Below are 24,416 nucleotides of genomic sequence, written 5' to 3'. Positions count from 1 at the left end.
AACTTAAATATATTTTAGAATGAAATTTTTTATTGATACTGCCAATTTAGACCAAATTAGAGACGCTCAGGATATGGGTATTTTAGATGGTGTTACTACTAACCCGTCTTTAATGGCTAAAGAAGGGATTACTGGTCATGATAATATCATGAAGCATTATGTTGACATTTGCAACATTGTGGATGGTGATGTTAGTGCGGAAGTAATTGCTACTGACTTTGAAGGTATGGTTAAGGAAGGTGAGGCGCTTGCTGAATTACATGATCAAATCGTGGTTAAATTACCAATGATTAAAGATGGTATTAAGGCTTGTAAATACTTTAGCGATAAAGGCATTAAAACTAATGTAACGTTAGTGTTTTCTCCTGGTCAGGCATTATTAGCTGCTAAGGCTGGTGCAACTTATGTGTCTCCTTTTATTGGACGTTTGGACGATATCTCTACGGATGGTTTAAACCTGATTGCAGAGATTAGACATATCTATGATAACTACGCTTTTGAAACTGAAATTTTAGCTGCGTCTGTACGTCATACAATGCACGTAATTGACTGTGCTAAATTAGGTGCTGATGTTATGACTGGTCCTTTAAGCTCTATTGAAGGGTTATTAAGACATCCTTTAACAGATAGCGGTTTAGCTAAGTTTTTAGAAGATTACAAAAAAGGAAACTAATTTTGTACTGATTAAATAGTTAGCAATTTGCGGACTATATAATATTATAAAAAATCCCAAGTGTTATGCTTGGGATTTTTTTATGCTTTTATTTTACTAATGTTAATAGGTTTAAGATAAATAGTAGCGTCCAAATTGCTGTTCTAATCCAATTTTTAGACACTAAATGGGCTAATGTTTTTTCTGTACTTCTTCCGTTGTTAATTGTGTTGTGTAACGGAACAAATATTGCAAATGTCCCTATCCACGCACTGATAGTTAAAACGGTTCTAATATAAATAGAGGCATCGGGTTGCGTAAATACTAGATATAAATAGAGTATAAGCTGACCAAACATTAACGGGATAACAATACCAGCTATTCTTACCGTGTATTTGGCGTGCCATTTTATTAATGACTCTTGATTGTGATATTTAAAACTTGGATAAACAATAAGCTGAACCATCCAAATTAATACCACTAATCCAAAATCGAAGAGTAGACTTATAATACTAAGATTATTCATTAGTAATTAGATCTTGGCCAATGACTTCTTGGTCTATTCTTTTCCAGATATGCTCAGAATTTAAGTAAAAACTACCTATAAAGTCAAAATTGCATTGTTCTGGAGCAATAATGGACAAAAAGGGTTGTCCTTTTTTATCTCTGTATAAATGATAGGTGTCGCCAATTATAGGCTGAAAACTAAACTTAGCATTATAGACAAGATTGTTATATTCTAGTTCTGCCATCATTTTCTCGTATTCGGCTTTTAGTTCTAAATACTTGGCTTTAATTTGCTGATTGGCTTTGTGTACGTTTTTGTTTTTCCAAGTGACGTTTTCCGTTACTTTTATGGCTGGAGCACCAACATTTGTTGCATACGGTTTTAATGATGCATCGTATTTTTGTGTCTCTTGGTTAAAGACAATATTATCAGGTTTTTTAGTGTCTGACATCCTTTTTCTTTTTTAACAAAGATACTAAATAGCTACTAGCTAATAGATTTACGCTGTAGGTTATCCGTTAAATGTTTGCTAAACTTTGCTTGTAATAACTTAAGTTTTGGGTTAATATAAGTTTGACAAAAGGGTTTGTTTGGATTGTTTTTGTAGTAGTTTTTAAATTGTGCTTCTGACGGTTTAAAGTCTTTAAAAGGAAGTGTTTTTGTAATAATAGGTGCTTCAAATTCTGATTGTAAATTAGCTAGGAGTACAGCTGAATCTTCTTTTTGTTCTTCTGAGAAATAATAGATAGCCGATCTGTATTTTGTACGCATGGAATGATTAGAAGTGCTTTTGTGGGTATATAAATGAATTTGAATTAAGATATCAAGCGTAATTATTTCTGGATTGTAATGAACGATTACTGCTTCCGAGAAAGTTGTGTGGTCTTTAGTAGAAGCTATAAAGCCTTGTTCTACTTTTTGAACACCTTTTAAGGCTTGAAATACCGCTTCTGTACACCAATGACAACCACCTCCAAATGCTATTTTATTGTTCATTGTTTTAAATAGGGTTTTAAAACTGCTTCGCGTTTTAGGTCAAACTCTCCGATTTAAGCTAAAGCTGAAATTAATCGCTCTTTAGCTAAAGAGAGGAGTTAAAAATCATATATTTATCAAAACTAAGAGCTACATGACAACATAGAACAACCTACTTTATGTCTTGCCCATTCTGGTCGTTTTGTAAACCATTTTTCGTGTTTTGGTTGCTCTGCATAAGGTTGTTTTAATAAATTGAATAAGTCATCAATAAGTTTGTAGTCGCCTTTGTTAGCATCATCTATAGCTAATTGCGCCATGTAATTACGTAACACGTATTTTGGGTTTACGCTGTTCATGTTTTCTTTTTTCGCTTTCGCTGAAATTGGGTCGCGTTCCAAACGGTCTGCATAACTCTCAAACCATAAGTTCCATCTGTCTTTTATAGCTTCGGTTACTGATTTTATGTCGTAAAAAGAATCACGACTAATTTGTAATCCGTTAGTCGGATTTACACCATCAAAATCTGATAGATTACGGAAAAAGATAGTCATATCTGTTTCTGTTAACTGCAAGCAGTCTTCTAGTTCTTGAATAAGATTGGCATCTAGTTGCTCTTCGGATGACAATCCAATTTTACTACGCATCATTTGTAGGTATTGGATGTCTTTCTGTTGCGCATAATTTGCCAACACCGCTTCTAAACCTTCTGCTTCTTCAATTAATGGATATAAGGCATTTGCTAATTGGTATAAATTCCAAAGGACAATATCTGGTTGCGCGCCATACTGGTAGCGTTTGTTCTGATTATCTGTAGTATTTGGCGTCCATCCAGGCTCAAAACCTTCTAGCCATCCGTAAGGTCCATAATCGATAGTTAATCCTAGGATTGATAAGTTATCGGTATTCATAACACCATGCACAAAACCAACACGTTGCCAATGGATAACCATGTCTAAACTTCGCATAGCTACCTCGTTAAAAAACTGAACGTAAGCGTGTTTGTTTGGTGTACCTAAATGCGTAAAATGGGTGTTTATAGTATAGTCTACAAGTGTTTTTAAGGTTTCTGTATCTTGTCTTGAGGCTAAAATCTCGAAACTTCCAAAACGTAAAAAACTTGGAGAAATTCTTGATACAATCGCACCTTTTTCGTAATCAGGATTACCGTTATACATGACGTCACGCAAGACTTGATCTCCGGATAACGCTAAGCTTAAAGCGCGTGTGGTTGGTACACCTAAATGATACATAGCTTCGCTACATAAATACTCTCTAACAGAGCTTCTTAAAACTGCTAAACCATCTGCCGTTCTAGAATATGGTGTTTCTCCAGCACCTTTTAATTGTAGTTTCCAGTTTTTGTTATTGTGTTCGACTTCAAATAAATTAATAGCACGACCATCACCTAATTGCCCAGCCCAATGTCCAAATTGGTGACCACCATAACACATAGCGTATGGCGTGGTGCCTTCCAACACAGTATTACCCGTAAACACGTTTAAAAACTGTTTTGTTTTAGCATCGTTTTCTGACATACCTAAGGTGTCCAACATCTCTGGAGAGACATGAACTAATTCTGGTTTTGCAGTCTGTTTTGGTGTTACAAAACTATAACAGGCTTTAGTGACTTGACGTCTACTATTGTCTGTTATTGGATCTGCTGGAAGTTGTGAGGTAAATGTGTTTTTTATGTTCAGTTTCATGTAAAGCCTTTATATAACAAAGATACGGAATTGCTTGTCATAATAAGAGTCGTACATTTTAGGTAATGTTTACTAATTACATAATTAAGTATTAGTCTGCTTATCTTTTAAGGCTGCTTTCATGCTGTCGTAACCAATTTTATAAATAGCATCGATATTTCTTTTATCAAAAAGCGCAAACTGACTTAAGGCATGAGGTGCCACTAAAATATCACAATCGGAAAACTTTTGTATATCAGCTTGTACTGCACCTATAGTAATGGAGCGTTCAATAATATTATGAAAATGTTTTAATTGCGCTTGTGTTTTGGTTTTGTATAAGTTTAAATAAACACCAATGACTTGATCGCAGTCTTTTTGTAATAACTCTACAGGAAAGTTATTTAATACACCACCATCTACATATAATCCTTGTTTCATTTTTATTGGCGAAAACAATCCAGGAAATGAAGCAGATGCCAAGACTGGTTTGATTAACTCTCCATCCGTAAATACCTCTGAATCGCCACTTAAAATATTAGTAGCAGTTATAAAGAGTTGTTTGTTTAATGCGTTAAAATTATCTTCAGGAAACTGTTTTTTAAAGTAGTTGTAATATTTTTCGGCATCAATAAATCCAGGTTTACTAACTGCAAATTTTTTGTAATTAAAAAGCTGAATTGTTTTTAAAAAGTCCAACATTTTTTCGCAAGAAAAGCCATAAGCATACAATGCGCCAATAATAGCACCAGCACTGGCGCCTGCTATGTGTGTTGGGAAAATACCGTGTTCTTCTAATGCTTTTATAGCGCCAATATGTGCGGCACCTCGCATACCACCACCAGAAAGGACTAAGCCTGTTTTCATGTTTTAATTATTCGTGAAGCACTAAAAACGGAATATCCGTTTGATAGCTTATTTCTTCTATTTTAGAATGAAAAAATAGTTGCTGAAAGTAATTAAGACTTTTGGCAATCATTACAATCATATCTATATTTTTACTTTTTACAAAGGTATTAATTCCATTTTCTATTTTTGTATGTGTTAAAAAATGAAATTGATGAGGATATGTACTAAAATAGTCTTCTAAAAAGTCTTTGTTTTTTTCTTGATCTTTATTTAGATTGACTTCTTTTTTGTTGATGTTTACAATGTTTAATGTGCCATTAAACTGCTCTAAGTTTTCTAAAATAGGCGCTAAGGTTGTTATTCCATAAAATTGTAATAAATCCGTTGGAAATGCAATTTGGTCTAATGATTTAAAAGTTGCGTTTTCTGGAACAACTAACGTATTGCATTTTACTTTAGTTATTATGTCCGCTGTATTACTACCAATAATTAGCTTTTTTAATCCAGAAGCACCTTTGGTACCCATTACTATAAGGTCTATTTTTTTTTCTAAAACTTGTTTTCTAACCGCGTCTATAAAAAAATCAGTATCGTTGATTGTAAAAAAAGAATGCTTAGGATTGTTAGAAAACTGAATTGCTATTTTTTTTAGCAGCCCATTTAATTTTTTTCTAGCAGGTTTTGTTTGTAATTCTTCTGTTATTAATGGTTCTATGTTGTAACTATAGTCTATATCTGTAATAGCAACTTCTGTTATTGGGTTAACATGAAGTAAGTAAAACGTACACGTTGTGTTAGAAAAATAGCGTAGCGCATAGGCGATAGCATTCCATGAATTTTCAGAAAAATCTGTAGGTAGTAATATAGATTTCATTTTAAATAGGTCTTATTCAAACAAATCTATAGTTATCAAGCAGTTTAAAAAATGATAAAAATCATATCTACTTTAATTTAGTATAATTTTAGCAGACCTCCTTAAGTTTTTCAACATCAACAATTCTAATATTTCGGCCTTCTATAACTATCAAACCTTGCTTTTTAAAACTAGATAAGGTTCTAATCAAAGTTTCGGTAGCAATACCAGCAACACTGGCTAGATCACTTCTAGATATTTTAATAGCCTCATCTGGTTTACAATTTAATTTGTCAGCAAACTTTAAAATGGTAGTCGCTGTTTTTTTATAAACCGAGCTGTATGCCATTTCTAAAAGCTGATTTTTTACGCCAGTAATATCATCCGTTAGCAATTGGATTAACTCTAAGGTTAATTTATGATTAGTGTTTAGTATGTTTTTAAGTTCGTTTTTAGATAATCCAACTAGGGTAGCATCACTAATAGTGGTTGCAGTTTCTTGATAAGGAATGTTTTGTGTAAACGAGGTATACCCGAACAAATCATCTTCTTTATGTAATGCTGTGGTTAGCTCTTTTCCATTTTCATCTAATTTATGGCACTTTACAATACCTTTTGTTATTAGATAAATGTAGTTGGAGTTTTTTCCTTCGATGTAAATGTGCTCGTCTTTAGAAAAATCAAAAATCTCACCATTGTCATCAAAAAAGTTTTTTAAATCGTTTAAACTTCTTAGTTCGTCTTGGCTGTCATCGTTTTTAGATGCTTGCTGAGTCCTTCTGTCTTTTAAAATAGCAGCTTTTGCTAATCGACTTTCAATTGCGCTAATAATTTCGTCTTCACTAAAAGGTTTTGTAATATAATCATCCGCACCCAAATCCATGCCTTTTCTAACATCATGTCGTTCCGTTTTTGCAGACAAAAAGATAAACGGAATATGCATAGTACTATCTTGTTTAGACAAACCTTCTAAGACACCATAACCATCTAATTCTGGCATCATGATATCGCAAACAATAATATCAGGCAAAGTGACTATTGCAGCCTGTAAACCTAATTTACCATTGGCAGCAGTAGTTACATTATAATCGGATAGTTCTAAAAGCTCTTTTGTGTTTTCTCTTAAAACAATATCATCTTCAATTAAAAGTATGGTTTTCATTAGTTGGCTTTGTTAGGTATTATAATAGTAAAAGTGGATCCTGAATTTTCGATACTTTCAAAACTTATAGATCCTCCTAAGTTTTCTAAATGCGTTTTTACAATGTTTAAACCAATACCAGTCCCTTGATCTAATAAAGCGTTTTCGGCTCTAAAATAGCGATTAAAAATATTTTTTTGATCATTTTTCGGAATCCCAATTCCGTTGTCAATAATCTTAAAAGTGGTGTGCGTCTTATCCTGATTGACTTGTAGCTCGATAGTGGTGTTTTCAGGCGAGTATTTTATAGCATTATGCACCAAATTAGACAAAGCTAATTCTATCGTTTTTTCGTCTAATATCAATGAAATGTCATCAATATTTTCAGGGTATTTTATTTTCTGACCTTCTTTTAAAAGCATATTAGCATTGTAAACCACTTCGTTTACAACTTTACTTAATCTAAACTCGGTAAACTTATAATTAACCTTTCCAGATTCTAGTTTCTCAACAGACAGGAAGTCGTTTAAAATATTATTTAGGTATTGTACTTTACTATTTATGGTATTTATATGCTTGTCTCTTTTGTCCTGTTGCTCTGTTAATTTGTATTTACTTAATAGCATGGACGAGGTTAAAATTCCCGTTAAAGGTGTTTTAAATTCGTGAGATACTAGCGATAAAAACTTGGTTTTTAAATCGTTTAATTCTTTTTCCGTTTCTAAAGCTTCTCTAAGTTGTTTAGTGCGTTCTTCAACCGTTTTTTCTAGTTTATCTGTATAGTTTTTACGTTCGGTAATATCTATAACTAAGGCCATAACGTATTTTTTGTCAGCCACGTTAAATGGATTTAAACCGACTTCTACAGGAAATGTACTACCATCTTTTTTAACAGCAAAAAGAGCACGTCCTTTACCCATGGTACGTTTTTCACTGTTTTTGTAATACGAATTAAACTGCTTACCGTGTCCTTTGTGATAATTAGAAGGGATTAATGTTTCTAATGGTTTGGTGTTTAATTCGTCTTTATCATAACCAAACATGTCTTCTGTAGACGAATTTACGGCTATAATGGTTTGAGTTTCATCGACTATTAGAATGCCTTCTGAAATTGCTTCAGATAAAATTTGAAAAATGTCCTGGTTATTCTTAAACATAAAGCGCGCTTGTGGTGTAAAATAAAAATTCAAAATACAAAAAAAAAGGCACTATAACTGTATTAACTGATTAATATCATGTGTTAGGTAATGCATTAGGATTACTTTGGATGTTAAATTAATGGGATGAAAAATAAGCAAGATAGTACGACGCTATTCTATAAAAATCTTGGAGAATTATTTTATGCTATAGCTAATGCAGATGGCGTTGTAGAAGCTACAGAAATTGAGACTTTAAAAATGGTTGTGAAGCAAGCGTGGTCGCATTCTAATAATGCCAATATTATTGTGGCTATGTTTGATTGGTTACATGATACAAAAGCGCACGAGGCTGAGGTCTGTTTTGATAACTTTTTGAGCTATATGACAACAAATAAAGTCCTTTTTACACCCAAAACAAAAGCGTTGGTATTACAAACAGCAAATGCTATTGCGAGTCGTTTTTCTGGTAGAAATAAGTCCGAATTAATACTATTAGCTAAGTTAGATATCGAATTAAAAAAGATATGAAAAAGTATTTGTTTTTTGTAGCCATTTTATTTTTGTGGTCTTGTAAAAAAGATACAGAAAAAACACGTCCTACAACCCAAGATTTAACGGAGTCTGTATATACATCTGTAACAATACAACCCGATAGTTTATATCAAGCTTACGCTAGTGTTGCAGGTATTTTAGATCAAAATTTAGTAGAAGAAGGTGATTTAGTTACAAAGGGACAAGCCCTCTCTCAGATTATTAATAACACACCAGTTTTAAATACGCAAAACGCAAAACTAGCTTTGGATTTGGCTAAAGAAAATTACAATGGGAGTGCGGCTATTTTATCAGGAATTTTAGATGAAATTGAAGCTGCTAATTTGAAATATAAAAACGATTCGGTTAACTTTTTTAGACAACAAAATCTTTGGAATCAAAACATAGGTTCTAAAGCTGATTTTGATAACAAACAATTAAATTATCAATTATCAAAAAACAGCTGGACATTACTTAAAAACAAATATAACCAAACTAAAAATCAGTTAAACACCAATGTTAAACAAGCAAAAAACACCTATCAAACCTCTTTAATTAACACTAAAGACTTTACTGTAAAAAGCACTATAAATGGTAAGGTGTATGCCCTTTATAAAGCCTCTGGCGAGCTTATAAACACTATGGAACCTATAGCTTCCATTGGAAGTGCTTCTACTTTTATTATTGAAATGTTGGTGGACGAAGTGGATATTGTCAAAATTATTAAAAATCAGGACGTATTAATAACATTGGATGCTTATAACGGTAAAGTCTTGGAAGGTAAAGTGTCCAAAATTTATCCTAAAAAGGACGAGCGTAATCAGACCTTTAAAGTCGAAGCTGTTTTTGTAAATCCTCCTGATGTATTATATCCTGGACTTTCTGGCGAAGCAAATATTGTTATTTCTAAAAAACAAAATGTGCTAACCATCCCTAAAAGTTATATCACCGGTAATAACCAGGTGCAAACTGATGCTGGTTTAGTAACCATTACTACAGGTTTAGGAGACCTTGAAAGTATTGAGGTTTTAGACGGTATTACCAAAGACACTTACATCTATAAACCAGAATAATGGTAAACTGGCCTGTCATACTTGATGTTGCAAAAAAGCAATTGTTAACTAAGTTTAAATCTACTGCTATTGCGGCTTTGGGCGTTACTTTTGGTATTGGTGCGTATATTACTTTGGTTAGCTTTATGACTGGATTAAACAATATGTTAGACGATTTAATTTTAAATCAAACCCCACATATACATGTCTATAATGAAATTGAACCCTCAAAACAGCAACCTGTAGATATTTATGATGCTTTTAAAAACAGCTTAAATGTGGTGCATTCTATCAAACCAAAGTTAAGTCAGAAAAAAATCCACAATGCTACACCTATTATAACTTTTTTAAATGAGAATGAAGATGTAAAAGGAGCGATTCCGCAAATAAAAACACAAATATTTTATATCGCAGGTTCTATTGAAATTGCTGGTAATTTAACAGGGATACAACCTACGGAAGAAGCTAGATTATTTAATTTTAGAGATTATATTATTGAAGGTTCTCCTGAGAAACTTAAAAATACTGAAAATGGAATATTATTAGGATCAGGTATTGCCAAAAAAATGGCGTTATCGGTTGGTGATCGTATTCAGATAAGCACAATAAGAGGTGATGTTTTTCCTTTAAGAATTGTTGGTCTTTACCAAAGTGGTATTTCGGATGTTGATGCTATTCAAAGTTTTGTTAATTTAAAAACAGTGCAACGTATTTTAGGTGAAGCACAAAATTACATAACAGATATTAATTTCAAGCTTTATGATATTGAAAAGGCATTGCCATTATCTAAAAAAATAGAACAACAATTTAATGTAACTGCTATAGATATTAAAACCGCTAACGCACAATTTGAAACCGGTACAGATGTCAGAAATCTTATTACTTACGCGGTTTCTATCGCGTTATTGATTGTTGCAGGTTTTGGCGTTTATAACATTTTAAGCATGCTTATTTATGAAAAAATGAATGACATTGCCATTTTAAAAGCAGTCGGTTTTTCAGGCAATGATGTGCAGTATATTTTTATGAGTCAAGCCTTAATTATTGGAATAGTTGGAGGTCTTTTAGGACTGTTAATCGGTTTGATTTTTACTAATATAATTAGCACCATTCCGTTTAAAACGGACGCATTAGCAAAAGTAGAAACGTATCCCATAGATTTTAGTGTCTGGTATTATGTCATAGGGTTTTCGTTTGCAATTATTTCAACCTTTTTTGCAGGCTATTTGCCTTCGCTTAAAGCTAAAAAAATAGACCCAGTAAGAATAATAAGAGGACAATAATGGAAACCGTTTTAGAAGCAAAAAATATAAACAAATACTTTAAAAAGCCAGTGTCTTTTCACGTGCTAAAGGATATTAGTTTTAAAATTAATAAAGGCGAATTTGTCTCCATAATGGGAAAGTCTGGTTGTGGGAAATCTACGCTATTGTACATTTTGTCTACCATGGATACAGAGTATGAGGGTGAATTGTATTTGAATAACGAGTTAATAACAGGGGATAGCAGACAAAAATTAACTGTTATAAGAAACAAACACATTGGTTTTGTTTTTCAGTTTCATTATTTATTATCAGAATTTACAGTATTAGAAAACGTGATGTTGCCTGCTAAAAAGTTAGGCGAAAAAAGCATCAAAGCCATAGAAAAAGATGCGCTTGAGAAACTAAGAATATTAAATATTGAACATTTAGCACATAAACGTGCGTCTCAAGTGTCTGGAGGCGAAAAACAGCGTGTCGCTATTGCGAGAGCGCTGATAAATAATCCGTCAATAATTATGGGGGATGAGCCCACAGGGAATCTAGATAGCCATAATGCAGATAATGTGTTTAATATCTTTAAAAAGCTAAGTGTGGAAGAAAATTTATCCTTGTTAATTGTAACCCATGACGAAGATTTTGCAAAACGTACTGATCGTATTATCACGATGGAAGATGGTAAAATAATTAGCTAACTATTAACACCTTAAAACTGATTATTATCATTTTATTCTTGTAACTTTAAAAGTACATTTATAATAATTAAACCTATTTAGGATATGAAAACAGAGCAGGAATTAATAAAAGAAATTACTGATTTAACTTTTAAAATTGAGAAAAATTATCCAGAGTTATATGCGCTTTTGCAAGAAGATCCAAGCACGATTCCTTCTATGGAGCATCCAGAAATAAATCCTACGGTTTTACAAGATTATTTAAACACATTAAAAGAACATATCGAACATCATAAATCAAAATAAATGGCAGTTGTAGATTATTATAAAACATTGGGACTCTCCAAAACAGCGTCCGAAAAAGATATAAAAAAAGCATACCGAAAACTAGCACGTAAGTATCACCCAGATTTAAATCCGAATGATAAAGATGCTGAACTAAAGTTTAAAGAAATTAATGAAGCTAATGAGGTGTTGAGTAATCCTGAAAATCGTAAAAAATACGATCAATATGGAGAGCATTGGCAAAATTCTGAAGCTTACGAGCAATCAAAACGCCAGCAACAACAGCAACAACGTGCGTATCAAGGTCAATCTGGTCAAGCGGGCGGCTATAGTCAGCATGATTTTGAAGACATCTTTGGTAACATGTTTGGTGGTCAGGCGTCAGGAGGGCAACGCACTTCAAGATTTAGAGGTCAAGATTTTAATGCAGAGTTACAGTTGGATCTAAAAGATGTGTACCAAGACCATAAACGTACGCTGACTGTTAACAATAAAAATATCAGAATTACTATTCCTGCAGGAGTAGAAAACGGGCAAACGATTAAGATTAAAGGACACGGTGGTAAAGGCACAAATAACGGACCAAATGGTGATTTATTAATTCAGTTTTCAATTACTAATACTACCGCCTTTAAAAGAGATAAAGACAACCTGTATGCTACAGTAGATTTAGATTTATACACCGCATTATTAGGTGGCGATTTGATGGTAGATACCTTTGACGGTAAAGTTAAATTAACTATTAAACCAGAAACTCAAAACGGAACAAAGGTTAAGTTGAAAGGCAAAGGGTTTCCTAAGTACAAAAAAGCAGGACAGTTTGGAGATTTGTATATCACATACCAAATAAAAACGCCGACAAAACTTACTGATAAAGAGAAAGCATTATTTACCGAACTTCAAAAATTAAGATAATTATGGAAGTAACAGATTTAATTTCTATAACCACTTTTTGCACGCATTATGATGTGCCTACAACGTTTATTAACCAGTTAGAGGATTACGAACTAATAGAAATTGTAGTTTCAGAGCAAGACCAATATATTAAAGTAACGCAAATTAATGAAGTCGAAAAAATGATGCGTTTGCATTATGATTTAAACATCAATTTGGAAGGCTTGGATGCAGTATATAATTTATTAAAACGTGTCGAAACCTTGCAAAGCGAAATAACATCGCTTAATAATAAATTAAGGCTATACGAAGATTGATAGGTCATACTAATATTAAATAATGGACGCAATACAACAGTTGTTTCAAGACTATCCTCTTGTAAAAAGTATTTTAAAATATAGTGTAATAGTGTTGTTTGTATTGCTATGTGTACAAATTATAAGACGCTTTTTAAAACGTAACATAGCCAATACTTCAGTAAGATATAAATCTCAAAAAGGTATTGAGTTACTGGGCTATTTCATCCTTGGTGTTATCACTATTCTATATTTTACGGGAAGTATAAAAGACTTTACGGTAACCTTAGGTTTGCTGTCTGCGGGATTAGCATTTACACTACAAGAGTTAATTTTAAGCATTGCAGGGTCCGTATATATTTTTATTGTAAAAGTGTATGAGCCTGGAGATCGTATAGAGATTAACGGTATTAAAGGAGATGTTATTGATGTGGATAGTATTTACACCACTATGATGGAAATTGGACAATGGGTGCAAAGCGATAATTATACAGGGCGCATTGTAAAACTGAGTAACGCCTTTGTGTTTAAGGGGCCTGTGTATAATTACTCTAAAGATTTTCCTTTTATTTGGGACGAGTTTAATTTACCAATCCGTTATGGTTCTGATATCGAGTTGGCTAAAAGTATAATTATTAGCGCTGCAACAACAACGTTAGCGGAGTATACTAAAGCTTCAAAAGATAAATGGACAGAAGTCGTGTCTAAATATTATGTAGAAGATGCAATGGTAGAGCCGACGCTAGCAACAACGTTAACAGATAATTGGATTCAATTTAATTTGCGTTATATCGTCGATTATAAAAAAAGGAGAGTTACTAAACATCTTTTAAACGATCTGATTAGAAAAGATATCGAAGCTACCAATGGTAAAGTTGTTTTAGCTTCAGCAACAGTAGAACTTATTAAAATCCCTGAAATAGAAATTAAAAAATAAAACGTTGTAAACGTTTAAAGGACTTAAAATCAGTATGCGTAGTCATTCCATTTATAAAATATTACTATTGTGTTTTGCTATTTTAGTTATTGATGCTTTAGCGTTTTATTGGCTGCAATCTGTAACACAACTTATGTCGTCTCAGGTTTTAGTAACAACAATCAATGTTGTGTTTTGGCTGTTTACTATAGGTTTAATTACTGCCATTATCATACTAAAAGTAAGACTTGATCATGTGGCTGTAAAGAAAAAGCAACGCCTTATTTCTTCGTTATATGGACTGACAGTGTCTTCTTTTATTCCTAAAATAATATTTGTAGTTGTTATTTCTATTTTACATTATTCAAACTATATCATCTCAGAAAAACAGTCGCATATTATCATTCCTTTAATAGGTTTAATTGCTGGGTTTTTGCCATTTTTTGTTATTGCTTATGCTATTTTTAAATCGGCGTATCATTTTAAAGTACATCATGTAACCCTTACGTTTAAGCAGTTGCCAAAAGCGTTTAACGGATTAAAAATAATACAAATTTCCGATTTACATTTAGGTAGTTTTAATTACCGCTACCATCTTTTGGATAAAGCTATAAAAAAAATAAATCACGAAAATGCAGATTACATATGCTTTACTGGAGATTTGGTAAATAATTATGCTTGGGAATTGGAAGGATGGGAAAATACCTTAGGAAAATTAAAAGCAAAAAAAGGGAAATACGCCATTTTAGGAAACCATGATTATGGCGACTACAGTACGTGGCAAACCGAACAAGAAAAAGCAGCTAATTTTGAAACTATAAAACAGTTTTTTAATACCATCAATTTTAAGCTTTTATTAAATCAAGCGGATATAATTGAACATAACACAGACAAAATAGCTATTTTAGGTATTGAAAACTGGGGCAATCCACCATTTAAACAATATGGCGATTTACAAAAAGCCTTACACCAATCGGAAGCCATTCCGTTTAAAATCTTGCTATCTCATGATCCAACGCATTGGACCGAAGAAGTTTTAGATAAAACCAACATTGCTTTGACTTTATCAGGCCATACACATGGTATGCAAGCAGGTATTAGAATTAAAAAAAAGGAATGGAGTCCTATAAAATACAAGCACAAACATTGGGCAGGTTTATACCAAGTTAACGGACAATACCTTTATGTTAATCGTGGTTTGGGTTGGTTGGGTTTTCCTGGTAGAGTTGGGATGCGACCTGAAATCACCTGTATTGAATTAAAATCTACAACTGATTAATATCATAGTTTTTAACTGCAATTTTAAATAATATTACTTCAGTTGCAAAACAGACAATGCGCAACCAAAAGCTAGTATAACCTTAAATCAATCACGGATGTTTAAAAATTTAGAAACCAAAGAAATCGAGTATGTTTTAGAAAATAATTATATAGGTCAGATCGGTTATATCTATAATAACAGACCATTTGTAGTGCCTATTACTTATTATTTTGACAAAGAATCTAATGCTATTATTTGTTATTCTGGAGATGGGCATAAAATGAGTGCCATGCGTAAACATCCAACCGTATCCTTATTAGTATCTGATGTGGATACTGTTACCGATTGGAAATCTGTTTTAGTACATGGGGTTTTTGAACAGCATTTTGGAAGTGATGCAAAAGCCTACTTGCATAAATTCTCTTTAGGAATTAAAGCTGTGATATTAGAAAAGGAGCATAGCAAGGCTAATTTTATCAGCGATTTTTCTAGTAAGATTTATAAAGACAATGTGCCGGCTGTATTTATTATTAAAATTGAAGACATAACAGGTAAAAAACGATTAGATTTTAGAGCGTAATTATCATAATCACAATCACAATCTCAATCACAATAACAGCCACAATCAAAATCAAATTAGAAGCATAAAAAAAGAGCTAATAAATAATAGCTCTTTTTTTTATGTAATATAGTATTAGTTTGATAAATACCTATTGTAAAGACTAACTTGTAAAGCGCGTTTAGCATCTTTTAAAAGCTGCTTCACATCGTCTAACGTTTGTTGTCTTATAGATGCAATTTCTTCTAGTGTTAGTTTTTCGTTAGTATATAACTCAAAAACATGACGCATAGCTGCAGGTAAATTATTAACCACAAAACTGGTGTGTCGTTTTACAGTGTCTTTATTGATTTGCTTATCTATTTTAGTAATAAAATCGGCTTCATCATTTTCAATAAAAACAGGTTTTAATTCGTAATCATTATGGTTGTAAGACGGATCTGTTAATTCTTCAATTAATAAAAAATCGCCATCTGCATCTTTGGTGTATTTTTCTTCCATAGCATCCCATTCTGGTTTAGAATACGTGTCAATATTTTTAAAAAACAACTCATTAAATTCTTCTTCCACTTTAATGTCTTGCATTAGTTGATCTGTTTTTTGATACAACCAAGCATAAAAATCAGAAGCCTGTTTTACCTCGTCAATATGATCATAAATTTCAATAAAAAGCTGATCGATAATATCATCACCTTTATATTTTCCTTTACTAAAGTGTCCGTTACTTATAAATACATTTAAACCTCTATTTATATAATTCCTTAACGTTGGCAGAATCTCTAAAACTAAAGCGTTAAAAGCTGTTTTATCACCTTTAGTTTTAAAAGCTACCAAATTAGTATACGATTCTTGTATAAATAGACGGTATTCTTGTTTGTTTTGGTAATTACTAGTGTTTGATTTCATAAGGTTATGGTTTACTTTAAAGATACAGTTTTTATCAAAATTAAAATTACAAATAAGAAAAGTTTAACCTTTTAAAGGCGCCCTTTAAGTCCCGTAATTGTTGTGTTTTATAGGATGTTTCTTTTGTTTTAAATTACCCAATAGCAGGGATTACTAAAAGCGGAATAGTAGGATAGGAGACCACGTTTTTAATCACCGGTTCGTTAATAAGGGTTTCAATAAAGCTATGCTCGTAATTAATTAGTGTTAGGATATTAATGGCCTCATCTTTAATAAAAGTATTAATCGCTTCGGTCTTATTACTAACATCTTTTATCCAATTAAAACTGTGTGGATAATCTCCTAAATTAGCCTGTAGCATCGATAAATTATAGTTTTGAGCATCCGTAAGCGTATTGTCTTTACAGATATGCACCACCTTAATTTTGGAATCGTATAATTTACTAAAGTCCTTTAAAGGCTGTAGCTCGTTACCAAAAAACCGACTGTAATCCGTTGCAAACGCCATCTGCTTTGGTGGCACAAACGCATAACCATCAGGTATAATAACCATCGGGCAAAGCTTCAGTTTTGTTATAAGTGTAATGGTATTACTCCCAAATAAGATTTCTTTGGATTTAGAGCTTCCTTTGGTGCCCATAAAAACAAGGTCTATATCATGTGCTTTAACCGCAGTGTCAACAGCATCGTGCAGTTTTTCGGTACTAAAAATAATCTCGAAAGTATGCTTAGAAATTTGATCAATAGCATCCGCCTGATTTTTAAGGTCAAATAACTGTTTTTCAGCATCCGCTTTTAAAGTATCAATATAGTTTGTGGTAATATAAGTGCGTGTGGTAGATTTAACGGACCAGGCATGTAATAAATAAAAGGTACAGGCTTCATTTTTATATAAATTCAAAGTGTATAATAAAGCACTCCAAGCATTATCAGAAAAGTCAGTTGGAATTAAAATCGATTGTTTCATAACTAAAAAAAATAGGGTTTTAAATAGTGTTTTCGCTAGACACTAATTATACCTCGAAGGTAGATTAAAAGCCGAGTTCTAAAAATGATATAAGTCATATCAAACCATAAAATAATTATAAAAACAAGTACCGCATAGTATCGCAAATCAGGCCAGAATTTCACCTAAAAACAACAAAAAAGCAATCAAAAACAACACTACAAAATCAGATTTTGGATACCATTTAGACGTGTTTTGTCAAGTATAGCTCAAAAAAGACAACAATACACCTATACAAAAACCATACAGGGCACATTTTTGACAAACCCCACACATTATAATTGTTATATTGATGTACTAACTAAAAACTAAACAACATGAAAAAAGGCGTTTTTTTACTTTTAATAGCTGCAGTTTCGGCATTAGGAGGTTTACTATTTGGATATGACACGGGTGTCATAAACGGAGCACAATTTTACTTAACAGAGCATTTTAATTTAAGCGCAGCCTTAAAAGGTTGGGTCGTAGGAAGTGCCCTTTTAGGATGTTTTTTCGGAGCCATCATAGCAGGACCTTTAAGCATTAAAATTGGTAGAAAATGGTCTTTAATAATATCAGCTTTACTATTTACATTATCCGCTTACGGATCAGGCTTACCAGAAATGTTTCCGCAGTCGGTAAGCATGTTAGTCTTTTTCAGAATTTTAGGAGGATTAGGTATCGGAGTGGCGTCCATGAACGCACCCATGTATATTGCCGAAATCGCACCATCAAACATCCGTGGGCGTATGGTAACCTATTACCAATTAGCCATAGTAATCGGATTTTTTATCGTGTTTTTAGCCACCTATTATATTGGTAACAACCTAACACAAACAGAGAATATCGCATTTGGATGGCGTCGTATGTTCTGGTCAGAATTAATACCAAGTGGCTTATTTTTAGTCCTATTATTTTTTGTACCAAAAAGCCCACGTTGGTTGGCCTTAAAAGGAAAAGACGACGAAGCCTTAGTGGTACTAGAAAAAATTAACGAAGCCGATATCGCCTCAAAAGAACTACTACAAATCAAACAATCGTTAAACCAAGTAGACGCAGGCGTAAAAGTCAGTTATTTCTCAAAAGCCATATTAGCTATCATCGCCATAGGTACCGTATTATCTATGTTGCAACAATTTACAGGGATCAATGCAGTCATGTATTATGGCGCAGATATTTTCGAGAAAGCCTTAGGGTTTGGAAAAGAAGACGTCCTAGCACAACAAATACTATTAGCCTTTGTCAATCTAGTATTTACGTTTGTAGCCATGTTTACAGTAGATAAATTTGGACGTAAACCATTATTATACATTGGATCAATAGGGATGATCGTCGGGTTTTTATTATTAGGCGTAACACTGCAACAAGAAAGCGTTGGTATGCTGTCATTAATAGGCGTGCTAATCTTTATTGCCTCGTTTGCACTATCCATGGGACCAGTCGTTTGGGTCTTATTATCAGAGATGTTTCCAAACAAAATCCGTAGTGTAGCCATGTCCGTAGCAGTTGCAGCACAATGGGCAGCAAACTATGTGGTATCACAATCCTTTCCAATGGTTATGGGTAGCGAGACTAATAATAGTGCCCCATGGAACGGGTCATTGCCATACTTTATATTCATAGCCTTTATACTAGTTATCGTATACGTAACCTATAAATTTATACCAGAAACAAAAGGAAAAACACTAGAGGAGATAGAGCAATTCTGGGATTAATTGTTTTGGGCGTTACCCACGTTTGCTTTTGGTAGCAAACGTGCGTCAGGCTGTCCATTATATCTTTTTTACTAGTTGGTTTGGGCGTTGCTCATGCTTCACAACACCACCAACTTACGTAAAAAAGGATGCCATTTCCATCCTTAACGCGGGGCAAGCGTCGGTGGTAATAGTACTATTTGGTTTATAACGTAAACACAGCTACTTGTCAAGAAAACAAAAAAAAAGAGCTTTGTCAAACAAGATAAAGACCTGTAAATCATAAATAAAATAACACAATCTACAAGCCTTACGGGAAACCGTAAGGTTTTCTTTTTTTAACACGGTATGTTTGACATCTCAAGTCAGAATAAGCCGAAAACAGACTATAAAAAGGAGTAGGTTATTAAACTAATTATTTACAAATGAAAAAATCGCTTTTAATTGTATTACTACTTATCATGGTATTACCAAAACAAACTTACGCACAAAATAAAGGAGATGCGGCAGCAGGTATTGCAGGAGGGCTTCTGGCTATTGGTGCAGGTATTGCTGCAGTGGAGCAAATGAAAGAAAAAGCAGAATTAACAGCTACACAATGGATTTTAACAAATAGACCAGAACTAACCAGTTTTTCTCTTAAAACGTTAGATTTTAATGGCAAAAAATTAAAAGATATGTCCGCTGTATCTGTAATATCGTTTAAAATTCAAGAATTTACACCAGCAGATAAGCCAGAATTAGATGGTAAAAAACAAGTGCTTTTTGGGTTTACTAGTAGTGGTTGGATAAGTGAGTATGGTATTGATTTTGAAAAAGTTACTTGGTATTTAATTGATGACGCAGAATGGTTAAATATGATGGTGGCTTATGTTAAAGTCTCTTCCGGAGAAAGTGATGAAGCTAGTTTAGAAGTGACTTTAAAAGAAGGTAAAGTGGTAAATAAAGGCGTAAAAGTTAAAAGTAAATTGGTTATACCATTCTTTAAATTAACTGGAGATATGTATGTTGTTACAGATTACTCTTCAGAAATGAAATTATTATATAACGAACGCTCTTTAGGAATATTTTTAAAAGCAACTAGTGATCTCGTACAAATAGGAAGAGGAGATATTATAAAAATACACGACTTCTTTTTTGACGAAGATTAGTATAAATAAGTGTTGATTTTACACACAATCTACAAGCCTTACGGGAAACCGTAAGGTTTTCTTTTTTTAACACGGTATGTTTGACGCTTCAAGTCAGAATAAGCCGAAAACAGACTATAAAAAGGAGTAGGTTATTAAAAAATCAAATATTTATTTATGCAAAAAATGACTTTCTTATTACTCGTAATGACGTTGTTTCTATCCAGTTGTGCAACCCATTATGGTTTACCAAAAAACTACAACCAAAACACAACCGAAGTTGTACTAACTAAAAAGAATTTTAAAGTCGTGCAAATCGTTAAAGGTGAAGCGCAAGCCACCTATATTTTTGGAATTGGAGGATTAGCTAAAAACGGATTAATTGCAGAGGCTAAAGCAAAAATGCTAAAATCAGCAGGTATGGAAGGTGCTGCTAGAACTGTAGTAAACGAGATTGTAGAAGTTAAAACATCAGGCTTTTTATTTGTAAATAAATATAAAGTGATCGTCTCAGGACAAATAGTAGAGTTTACAGAATAAAACAGTGCTATAAATTAATGCTATTAATCAATTAGATTTATACACTACAAAAGCCTTGCGTAACCAGAGCAAGGCTTTATTTTTTTTAATGTGTTTTGTAAATTAATGTTTTTTCTAAATAGCTGTTAGATAGATTTTTATATTTATCTAAAGGTTTGTGTTTACGTATCCCAATAAAAAATACCGTTTTTTGAGGATTTCCGTAATGTGGGTTTTTAAAAAGGTCTTATATTTAAACTCTCCCTTTAAAATTATAGTTGCTGATTGATTAAGTTTAAATTAAATTAATAAAACATTAAGGTGTCAAAAACAGTTAAGCCTTGATGATTATTGGTGTTTTTATAATAAGTCCCAAATGAAAGTGAAGACAAATTTTAATTTCCTAGGAGAATCCTATGCCTCATTGCTACAATTAGCATTGTTGGCAGAGCAAAATTGTTATAAAGATCCAAGCACTACTTTAGCTAAATTAAGAATCCTGTCGGAAAAGCTATGTGGTATATTACTAGACTTTGAGCAATTAGAAGAGCCCTTCGATAAAAAACAAATAAGCAGATTAGCAATTTTAGCTAATAACTCTGAGACACCTTCCGAGATAATCTCGATTTTTCATACCATTAGAAAATCAGGAAATAAAGCGTCTCATACAGGAGAAGGCACACAAGCAGAAGCGAGATATATGCTTAGACAAACATTTTATTTAACTAAATGGTTTGTTGAAGTTTATGAAAACGAAGACGTTTCACAAGATTATGTAGCACCTAAAGAGTCTTGGTTTGTTGTTGATGATTCCAGAGCTCAGGAATTAGAGCAGGAGTTGGAACTTTTAAAAAAGAAAGTAGATAACTACGAACAAAAAATAAAGGAGCATACTCAAATTTCTGAAGAAGCAAAACAAGAACGCAAGGAACGTGCTTTTGCTAAAGCTAAAAAGACAGAAGAGACCGAAGCAGAAACTAGAGACCGAATTGATAAACAACTAAGGGATGCTGGTTGGGCGTGTGACACACAAACATTAAATTATAAATCTAATAAATCATTACCTCAAAAAGGGAAACAAATGGCTATTGCCGAATGGAGGTGTGGAAGTAAATGGGCAGATTATGCTTTGTTTAATGGTTTGGAGTTAATTGGTATTGTAGAGGCTAAAAAGCACATTAAAAATGTAATGAGCGACTTAGGGCAAGCTAAAACATATAGCGAGTTGGTGACTAACGATCAGAATATTTCATTTCCTAAGCATGCAAATAGTGAGAATTATAAAGTGCCATTTATGTTTTCTACTAATGGAAGACCATATTTAGAGCAATTTAAAACAGCCTCAGGTATTTGGTTTTGGGATGGAAGAGATCAGAAAAATTTAGCTAGACCTTTGCCAAACTGGTTTTCTCCAAGAGATTTAGTAGAAAAACTGAATTACGATGAAAATGAAGGCGTAGAAAAATTAGAAAAAACAGATTACGATTTATTATCTGACCCTAGTGGTTTAGGACTAAGAGAGTATCAAGTTGATGCTATAAAAGCTGTAGAACATAAAATTCTTACTAACGTAGAAGATAGACGTGCTTTATTAGCAATGGCCACAGGAACAGGTAAAACGCGTACTATGATAGGTATGTGTTACCGGTTAATAAAGTCTGGACGCTTTAGACGTATTTTATTTTTAGTAGATAGACGCATGTTAGGTAATCAAGCAGCCGATGCATTTAAAGAAGTTCATATCGAAGGTTTACAAACCTTTGCGCAAATTTATGATTTACAAGATTTAGAAGATAAGGCTTCAGAGCTCGATACAAAAATTCATTTTGCAACTGTGCAAGGTATGGTGCAACGTATTGCATATTCTGATAATTCTCCAAGTGTTGGAGATTATGATTGTATTGTGGTAGATGAAGCGCATAGAGGTTATACGTTGGATAAAGAAATGGATGCTGAAGAATTTATCCTTCGTGACCAAATTGATTTTCAAAGTAAATACCGCATGGTATTAGATTATTTTGATGCCTATCGCATTGGTTTAACAGCAACACCTGCATTACATACCAAAGATATATTTGGAGACCCTGTATTTATGTATTCTTATCGACAAGCGGTTATAGAAGGCTATTTAATAGATTTCGAACCACCTTATGTGTTTCAGACAACATTATCTAAAGGAGGAATTGTTTGGGAAAAAGGTGATGAGGTAAAAATCTACGATCCAGAAGAAAACGAGATTAAAGATTTAGGTGTTACCGAAGACGAAATTAAAGTAGAAATCACAGGTTTTAACCGAAAAGTAATTACAGAAAACTTTAATCGTGTTATTTTAAACGAGTTGATTTCTACCTATGGCATTCTACCTGAAAATAAAGATAAAACCTTAGTTTTTGCAGCTACTAACGCACATGCAGATACTATTGTTAGATTGTTATATGAAGAATTGGCAGAATTAGGGGAAGAAGCAGACCAAGACGCTATTGTTAAAATTACAGGAGAAGTTTATAACAGAGAAGATTTATTACGCAAGTTTAAAAACGACCAATACCCAAGTATTGTAGTTACAGTAGATTTATTAACAACTGGTATTGACGTGCCAAGCATTTCTAATCTAGTCTTTTTACGTCGCGTAAACTCTCGTATTTTATACGATCAAATGGTGGGTCGTGCCACAAGGCGTTGCGATGATATTGGAAAGGAAGTCTTTAAAATTTACGATTGCGTTGGTGTTACAGAGATTATGGCAAAAGAACAGGTTATGAAACCCGTTGCGCCTTTAGTGACTAAAACTTTTGGACATTTAGTAGAAGAGTTAGCAATTATAGAAGACGATTATTCCAAGGAAGCAAAGCTAGACAGAATAATAGCTAAAATACAGCGTAAAGTCTCTGGTTTTAATCAACAACAAAAAGAACAGTTTGAGATTTTAACTGGAGAACCTACAGTTAGAGATTTTGCTAAAAAACTAAAAGCGATAGACATAGAAAATGTAAACCAATCTATTGAGAACTATAGTCATTTATGGGAGTTTTTAGATCGGGAAAAAGGTAAGGCTTTAAATTATAATACTTTATATAGCGATCATGAAGATAAAGTAGAAGAAGTATCTCGTGCTTACGAGAAAAATCTAAAACCTAAAGATTATTTAGAATCGTTTACCGAGTTTATAAATAATAATAGAAACGAAATCGCAGCCTTAAACATTGTCTGTACAAAACCAAGCACCTTAACACGTAGTGATCTAAAGGAGTTACGTTTAATATTAGACACACAAGGCTTCAATAAAAACAATCTAAACACAGCATATAAAGAAGTGACTAATACTAATATAGTAGCAGATATTATTGCGCATATTCGTACGTCTGCTTTAGGCGAGAACTTAGTAAGCCATCAAGAGCGCATTGCTAATGCAGTAGCAAAACTAAAAACAAGTCACGATTGGAATCAAATTCAATTAAAATGGCTAGATAAGATTGAAGCACAATTACAGAAAGAATCCATCATTACTTTAGATGATTTAAACAAACCGCCTTTTAGTGTAGATGGTGGTTTAAAACGCTTAGACAAAGTGTTTAAAAACGAAACAGAACAAATTATTAAAGAATTAAATGGCTATTTGTACGCTTAATTGATAGAGAAATTGCTAAAAT

At 33.0% G+C, this 24,416-nt stretch carries 25 protein-coding genes; 15 read left to right on the top strand and 10 right to left on the bottom strand.

Features of this window, described 5'->3' with window-relative positions:
• Positions 1-19 precede the first annotated feature (19 nt).
• On the top strand, positions 20-673 hold the full coding sequence (fsa, locus tag CXF54_RS04665; protein ID WP_090840428.1) for a fructose-6-phosphate aldolase: 654 nt from the start codon (positions 20-22) through the stop codon (positions 671-673).
• Between the two features lie 88 nt (positions 674-761).
• On the opposite strand, the gene CXF54_RS04660 is transcribed toward fsa, so the two are convergent.
• From CXF54_RS04660 to CXF54_RS04625, 8 genes are all read right to left on the bottom strand, one after another.
• The gene (locus tag CXF54_RS04660; RefSeq protein ID WP_101202651.1) at positions 762-1,178 is read right to left on the bottom strand and encodes a hypothetical protein; all 417 of its coding nucleotides are present in this window, start codon (positions 1,176-1,178) and stop codon (positions 762-764) included.
• Positions 1,171-1,611 (bottom strand): DUF2452 domain-containing protein, encoded by a 441-nt coding sequence (locus CXF54_RS04655; RefSeq protein ID WP_101202650.1) that lies wholly within the window; start codon positions 1,609-1,611, stop codon positions 1,171-1,173. Before CXF54_RS04655 ends, CXF54_RS04660 begins: the two co-directional genes overlap by 8 nt.
• 35 nt (positions 1,612-1,646) lie before the next feature.
• A complete protein-coding gene (locus CXF54_RS04650) occupies positions 1,647-2,156 on the bottom strand; it encodes a peptide-methionine (S)-S-oxide reductase (RefSeq protein WP_101202649.1) in 510 nt (169 codons plus the stop codon).
• A gap of 122 nt (positions 2,157-2,278) precedes the next feature.
• Positions 2,279-3,841, bottom strand: a complete 1,563-nt coding sequence (locus CXF54_RS04645) for a protein adenylyltransferase SelO (RefSeq protein ID WP_101202648.1) — start codon at positions 3,839-3,841, stop codon at positions 2,279-2,281.
• An 84-nt stretch (positions 3,842-3,925) separates the two neighbouring features.
• Positions 3,926-4,687 carry a patatin-like phospholipase family protein gene (locus CXF54_RS04640; RefSeq protein ID WP_101202647.1) on the bottom strand — a complete coding sequence of 254 codons (762 nt, stop codon included), beginning with the start codon at positions 4,685-4,687 and terminating at the stop codon, positions 3,926-3,928.
• Between the two features lie 7 nt (positions 4,688-4,694).
• Positions 4,695-5,543, bottom strand: a complete 849-nt coding sequence (locus CXF54_RS04635; protein WP_101202646.1) for a universal stress protein — start codon at positions 5,541-5,543, stop codon at positions 4,695-4,697.
• A gap of 88 nt (positions 5,544-5,631) precedes the next feature.
• Complete coding sequence (locus CXF54_RS04630) at positions 5,632-6,684, bottom strand: response regulator (RefSeq protein WP_101202645.1); 1,053 nt, start codon at positions 6,682-6,684, stop codon at positions 5,632-5,634.
• Positions 6,684-7,820 carry a PAS domain-containing sensor histidine kinase gene (locus tag CXF54_RS04625; RefSeq protein ID WP_101202720.1) on the bottom strand — a complete coding sequence of 379 codons (1,137 nt, stop codon included), beginning with the start codon at positions 7,818-7,820 and terminating at the stop codon, positions 6,684-6,686. The genes CXF54_RS04630 and CXF54_RS04625 overlap by 1 nt, the downstream gene beginning before the upstream one ends.
• Positions 7,821-7,946: 126 nt before the next feature.
• On the opposite strand from CXF54_RS04625, the gene CXF54_RS04620 reads away from it, so the two are divergent.
• From CXF54_RS04620 to CXF54_RS04575, 10 genes are all read left to right on the top strand, one after another.
• A complete protein-coding gene (locus CXF54_RS04620) occupies positions 7,947-8,330 on the top strand; it encodes a hypothetical protein (protein ID WP_101202644.1) in 384 nt (127 codons plus the stop codon).
• A complete protein-coding gene (locus tag CXF54_RS04615) occupies positions 8,327-9,406 on the top strand; it encodes an efflux RND transporter periplasmic adaptor subunit (RefSeq protein WP_101202643.1) in 1,080 nt (359 codons plus the stop codon). The genes CXF54_RS04620 and CXF54_RS04615 overlap by 4 nt, the downstream gene beginning before the upstream one ends.
• Positions 9,406-10,668, top strand: a complete 1,263-nt coding sequence (locus CXF54_RS04610; protein WP_101202642.1) for an ABC transporter permease — start codon at positions 9,406-9,408, stop codon at positions 10,666-10,668. The genes CXF54_RS04615 and CXF54_RS04610 overlap by 1 nt, the downstream gene beginning before the upstream one ends.
• Complete coding sequence (locus tag CXF54_RS04605) at positions 10,668-11,342, top strand: ABC transporter ATP-binding protein (protein WP_090840405.1); 675 nt, start codon at positions 10,668-10,670, stop codon at positions 11,340-11,342. Before CXF54_RS04610 ends, CXF54_RS04605 begins: the two co-directional genes overlap by 1 nt.
• An 84-nt stretch (positions 11,343-11,426) precedes the next feature.
• Positions 11,427-11,627 (top strand): hypothetical protein, encoded by a 201-nt coding sequence (locus CXF54_RS04600; protein ID WP_090840403.1) that lies wholly within the window; start codon positions 11,427-11,429, stop codon positions 11,625-11,627.
• A complete protein-coding gene (locus CXF54_RS04595) occupies positions 11,628-12,521 on the top strand; it encodes a DnaJ C-terminal domain-containing protein (protein ID WP_101202641.1) in 894 nt (297 codons plus the stop codon).
• Positions 12,522-12,523: 2 nt separating this feature from the next.
• Positions 12,524-12,817 (top strand): chaperone modulator CbpM, encoded by a 294-nt coding sequence (locus CXF54_RS04590; protein ID WP_101202640.1) that lies wholly within the window; start codon positions 12,524-12,526, stop codon positions 12,815-12,817.
• A 22-nt stretch (positions 12,818-12,839) separates the two neighbouring features.
• The gene (locus tag CXF54_RS04585; protein ID WP_101202639.1) at positions 12,840-13,733 is read left to right on the top strand and encodes a mechanosensitive ion channel family protein; all 894 of its coding nucleotides are present in this window, start codon (positions 12,840-12,842) and stop codon (positions 13,731-13,733) included.
• A gap of 34 nt (positions 13,734-13,767) precedes the next feature.
• Positions 13,768-14,991, top strand: a complete 1,224-nt coding sequence (locus CXF54_RS04580; RefSeq protein ID WP_101202638.1) for a metallophosphoesterase — start codon at positions 13,768-13,770, stop codon at positions 14,989-14,991.
• Between the two features lie 97 nt (positions 14,992-15,088).
• Positions 15,089-15,553: a pyridoxamine 5'-phosphate oxidase family protein gene (locus tag CXF54_RS04575; protein ID WP_101202637.1), complete on the top strand. Its 465-nt coding sequence runs from the start codon at positions 15,089-15,091 to the stop codon at positions 15,551-15,553.
• Between the two features lie 114 nt (positions 15,554-15,667).
• Here the strand turns inward: CXF54_RS04575 and CXF54_RS04570 are convergent, their stop codons facing one another.
• Positions 15,668-16,438, bottom strand: a complete 771-nt coding sequence (locus CXF54_RS04570) for an RNA polymerase sigma factor (RefSeq protein WP_101202636.1) — start codon at positions 16,436-16,438, stop codon at positions 15,668-15,670.
• A gap of 133 nt (positions 16,439-16,571) precedes the next feature.
• A complete protein-coding gene (locus CXF54_RS04565; RefSeq protein ID WP_101202635.1) occupies positions 16,572-17,405 on the bottom strand; it encodes a universal stress protein in 834 nt (277 codons plus the stop codon).
• Positions 17,406-17,761: 356 nt separating this feature from the next.
• Between CXF54_RS04565 and CXF54_RS04560 the strand changes: the two genes are divergently transcribed.
• The 4 genes from CXF54_RS04560 to hsdR all read left to right on the top strand — a co-directional run bounded on the left by CXF54_RS04560 (position 17,762) and on the right by hsdR (position 24,394).
• Entirely contained in the window at positions 17,762-19,138 is a 1,377-nt protein-coding gene (locus CXF54_RS04560; RefSeq protein WP_101202634.1) for a sugar porter family MFS transporter, read from the top strand.
• A 404-nt stretch (positions 19,139-19,542) separates the two neighbouring features.
• A complete protein-coding gene (locus CXF54_RS04555; protein WP_101202633.1) occupies positions 19,543-20,268 on the top strand; it encodes a hypothetical protein in 726 nt (241 codons plus the stop codon).
• 165 nt (positions 20,269-20,433) lie between these two features.
• Complete coding sequence (locus CXF54_RS04550; RefSeq protein WP_232782571.1) at positions 20,434-20,787, top strand: DUF6567 family protein; 354 nt, start codon at positions 20,434-20,436, stop codon at positions 20,785-20,787.
• A 355-nt stretch (positions 20,788-21,142) separates the two neighbouring features.
• Positions 21,143-24,394, top strand: a complete 3,252-nt coding sequence (gene hsdR / locus CXF54_RS04545) for a type I restriction-modification system endonuclease (protein ID WP_101202631.1) — start codon at positions 21,143-21,145, stop codon at positions 24,392-24,394.
• Positions 24,395-24,416: the final 22 nt, after the last annotated feature.

The organism is Olleya sp. 1-3 (genome assembly GCF_002836085.1).
GTDB classification, from domain to species: Bacteria; Bacteroidota; Bacteroidia; order Flavobacteriales; family Flavobacteriaceae; genus Olleya; species Olleya namhaensis.
Note: the sequence above shows the minus strand (reverse complement) of the source record. Positions and strands in the feature narration are given on the sequence as shown.

Bases quoted from the DNA above. Each gene is read 5' to 3' on its own strand.
- fsa (WP_090840428.1), top strand. From the start codon at position 20: ATGAAATTTTTTATTGATACTGCCAATTTAGACCAAATTAGAGACGCT.
- CXF54_RS04660 (WP_101202651.1), bottom strand. From the start codon at position 1,178: ATGAATAATCTTAGTATTATAAGTCTACTCTTCGATTTTGGATTAGTG.
- CXF54_RS04655 (WP_101202650.1), bottom strand. From the start codon at position 1,611: ATGTCAGACACTAAAAAACCTGATAATATTGTCTTTAACCAAGAGACA.
- CXF54_RS04650 (WP_101202649.1), bottom strand. From the start codon at position 2,156: ATGAACAATAAAATAGCATTTGGAGGTGGTTGTCATTGGTGTACAGAA.
- CXF54_RS04645 (WP_101202648.1), bottom strand. From the start codon at position 3,841: ATGAAACTGAACATAAAAAACACATTTACCTCACAACTTCCAGCAGAT.
- CXF54_RS04640 (WP_101202647.1), bottom strand. From the start codon at position 4,687: ATGAAAACAGGCTTAGTCCTTTCTGGTGGTGGTATGCGAGGTGCCGCA.
- CXF54_RS04635 (WP_101202646.1), bottom strand. From the start codon at position 5,543: ATGAAATCTATATTACTACCTACAGATTTTTCTGAAAATTCATGGAAT.
- CXF54_RS04630 (WP_101202645.1), bottom strand. From the start codon at position 6,684: ATGAAAACCATACTTTTAATTGAAGATGATATTGTTTTAAGAGAAAAC.
- CXF54_RS04625 (WP_101202720.1), bottom strand. From the start codon at position 7,820: ATGTTTAAGAATAACCAGGACATTTTTCAAATTTTATCTGAAGCAATT.
- CXF54_RS04620 (WP_101202644.1), top strand. From the start codon at position 7,947: ATGAAAAATAAGCAAGATAGTACGACGCTATTCTATAAAAATCTTGGA.
- CXF54_RS04615 (WP_101202643.1), top strand. From the start codon at position 8,327: ATGAAAAAGTATTTGTTTTTTGTAGCCATTTTATTTTTGTGGTCTTGT.
- CXF54_RS04610 (WP_101202642.1), top strand. From the start codon at position 9,406: ATGGTAAACTGGCCTGTCATACTTGATGTTGCAAAAAAGCAATTGTTA.
- CXF54_RS04605 (WP_090840405.1), top strand. From the start codon at position 10,668: ATGGAAACCGTTTTAGAAGCAAAAAATATAAACAAATACTTTAAAAAG.
- CXF54_RS04600 (WP_090840403.1), top strand. From the start codon at position 11,427: ATGAAAACAGAGCAGGAATTAATAAAAGAAATTACTGATTTAACTTTT.
- CXF54_RS04595 (WP_101202641.1), top strand. From the start codon at position 11,628: ATGGCAGTTGTAGATTATTATAAAACATTGGGACTCTCCAAAACAGCG.
- CXF54_RS04590 (WP_101202640.1), top strand. From the start codon at position 12,524: ATGGAAGTAACAGATTTAATTTCTATAACCACTTTTTGCACGCATTAT.
- CXF54_RS04585 (WP_101202639.1), top strand. From the start codon at position 12,840: ATGGACGCAATACAACAGTTGTTTCAAGACTATCCTCTTGTAAAAAGT.
- CXF54_RS04580 (WP_101202638.1), top strand. From the start codon at position 13,768: ATGCGTAGTCATTCCATTTATAAAATATTACTATTGTGTTTTGCTATT.
- CXF54_RS04575 (WP_101202637.1), top strand. From the start codon at position 15,089: ATGTTTAAAAATTTAGAAACCAAAGAAATCGAGTATGTTTTAGAAAAT.
- CXF54_RS04570 (WP_101202636.1), bottom strand. From the start codon at position 16,438: ATGAAATCAAACACTAGTAATTACCAAAACAAACAAGAATACCGTCTA.
- CXF54_RS04565 (WP_101202635.1), bottom strand. From the start codon at position 17,405: ATGAAACAATCGATTTTAATTCCAACTGACTTTTCTGATAATGCTTGG.
- CXF54_RS04560 (WP_101202634.1), top strand. From the start codon at position 17,762: ATGAAAAAAGGCGTTTTTTTACTTTTAATAGCTGCAGTTTCGGCATTA.
- CXF54_RS04555 (WP_101202633.1), top strand. From the start codon at position 19,543: ATGAAAAAATCGCTTTTAATTGTATTACTACTTATCATGGTATTACCA.
- CXF54_RS04550 (WP_232782571.1), top strand. From the start codon at position 20,434: ATGACTTTCTTATTACTCGTAATGACGTTGTTTCTATCCAGTTGTGCA.
- hsdR (WP_101202631.1), top strand. From the start codon at position 21,143: ATGAAAGTGAAGACAAATTTTAATTTCCTAGGAGAATCCTATGCCTCA.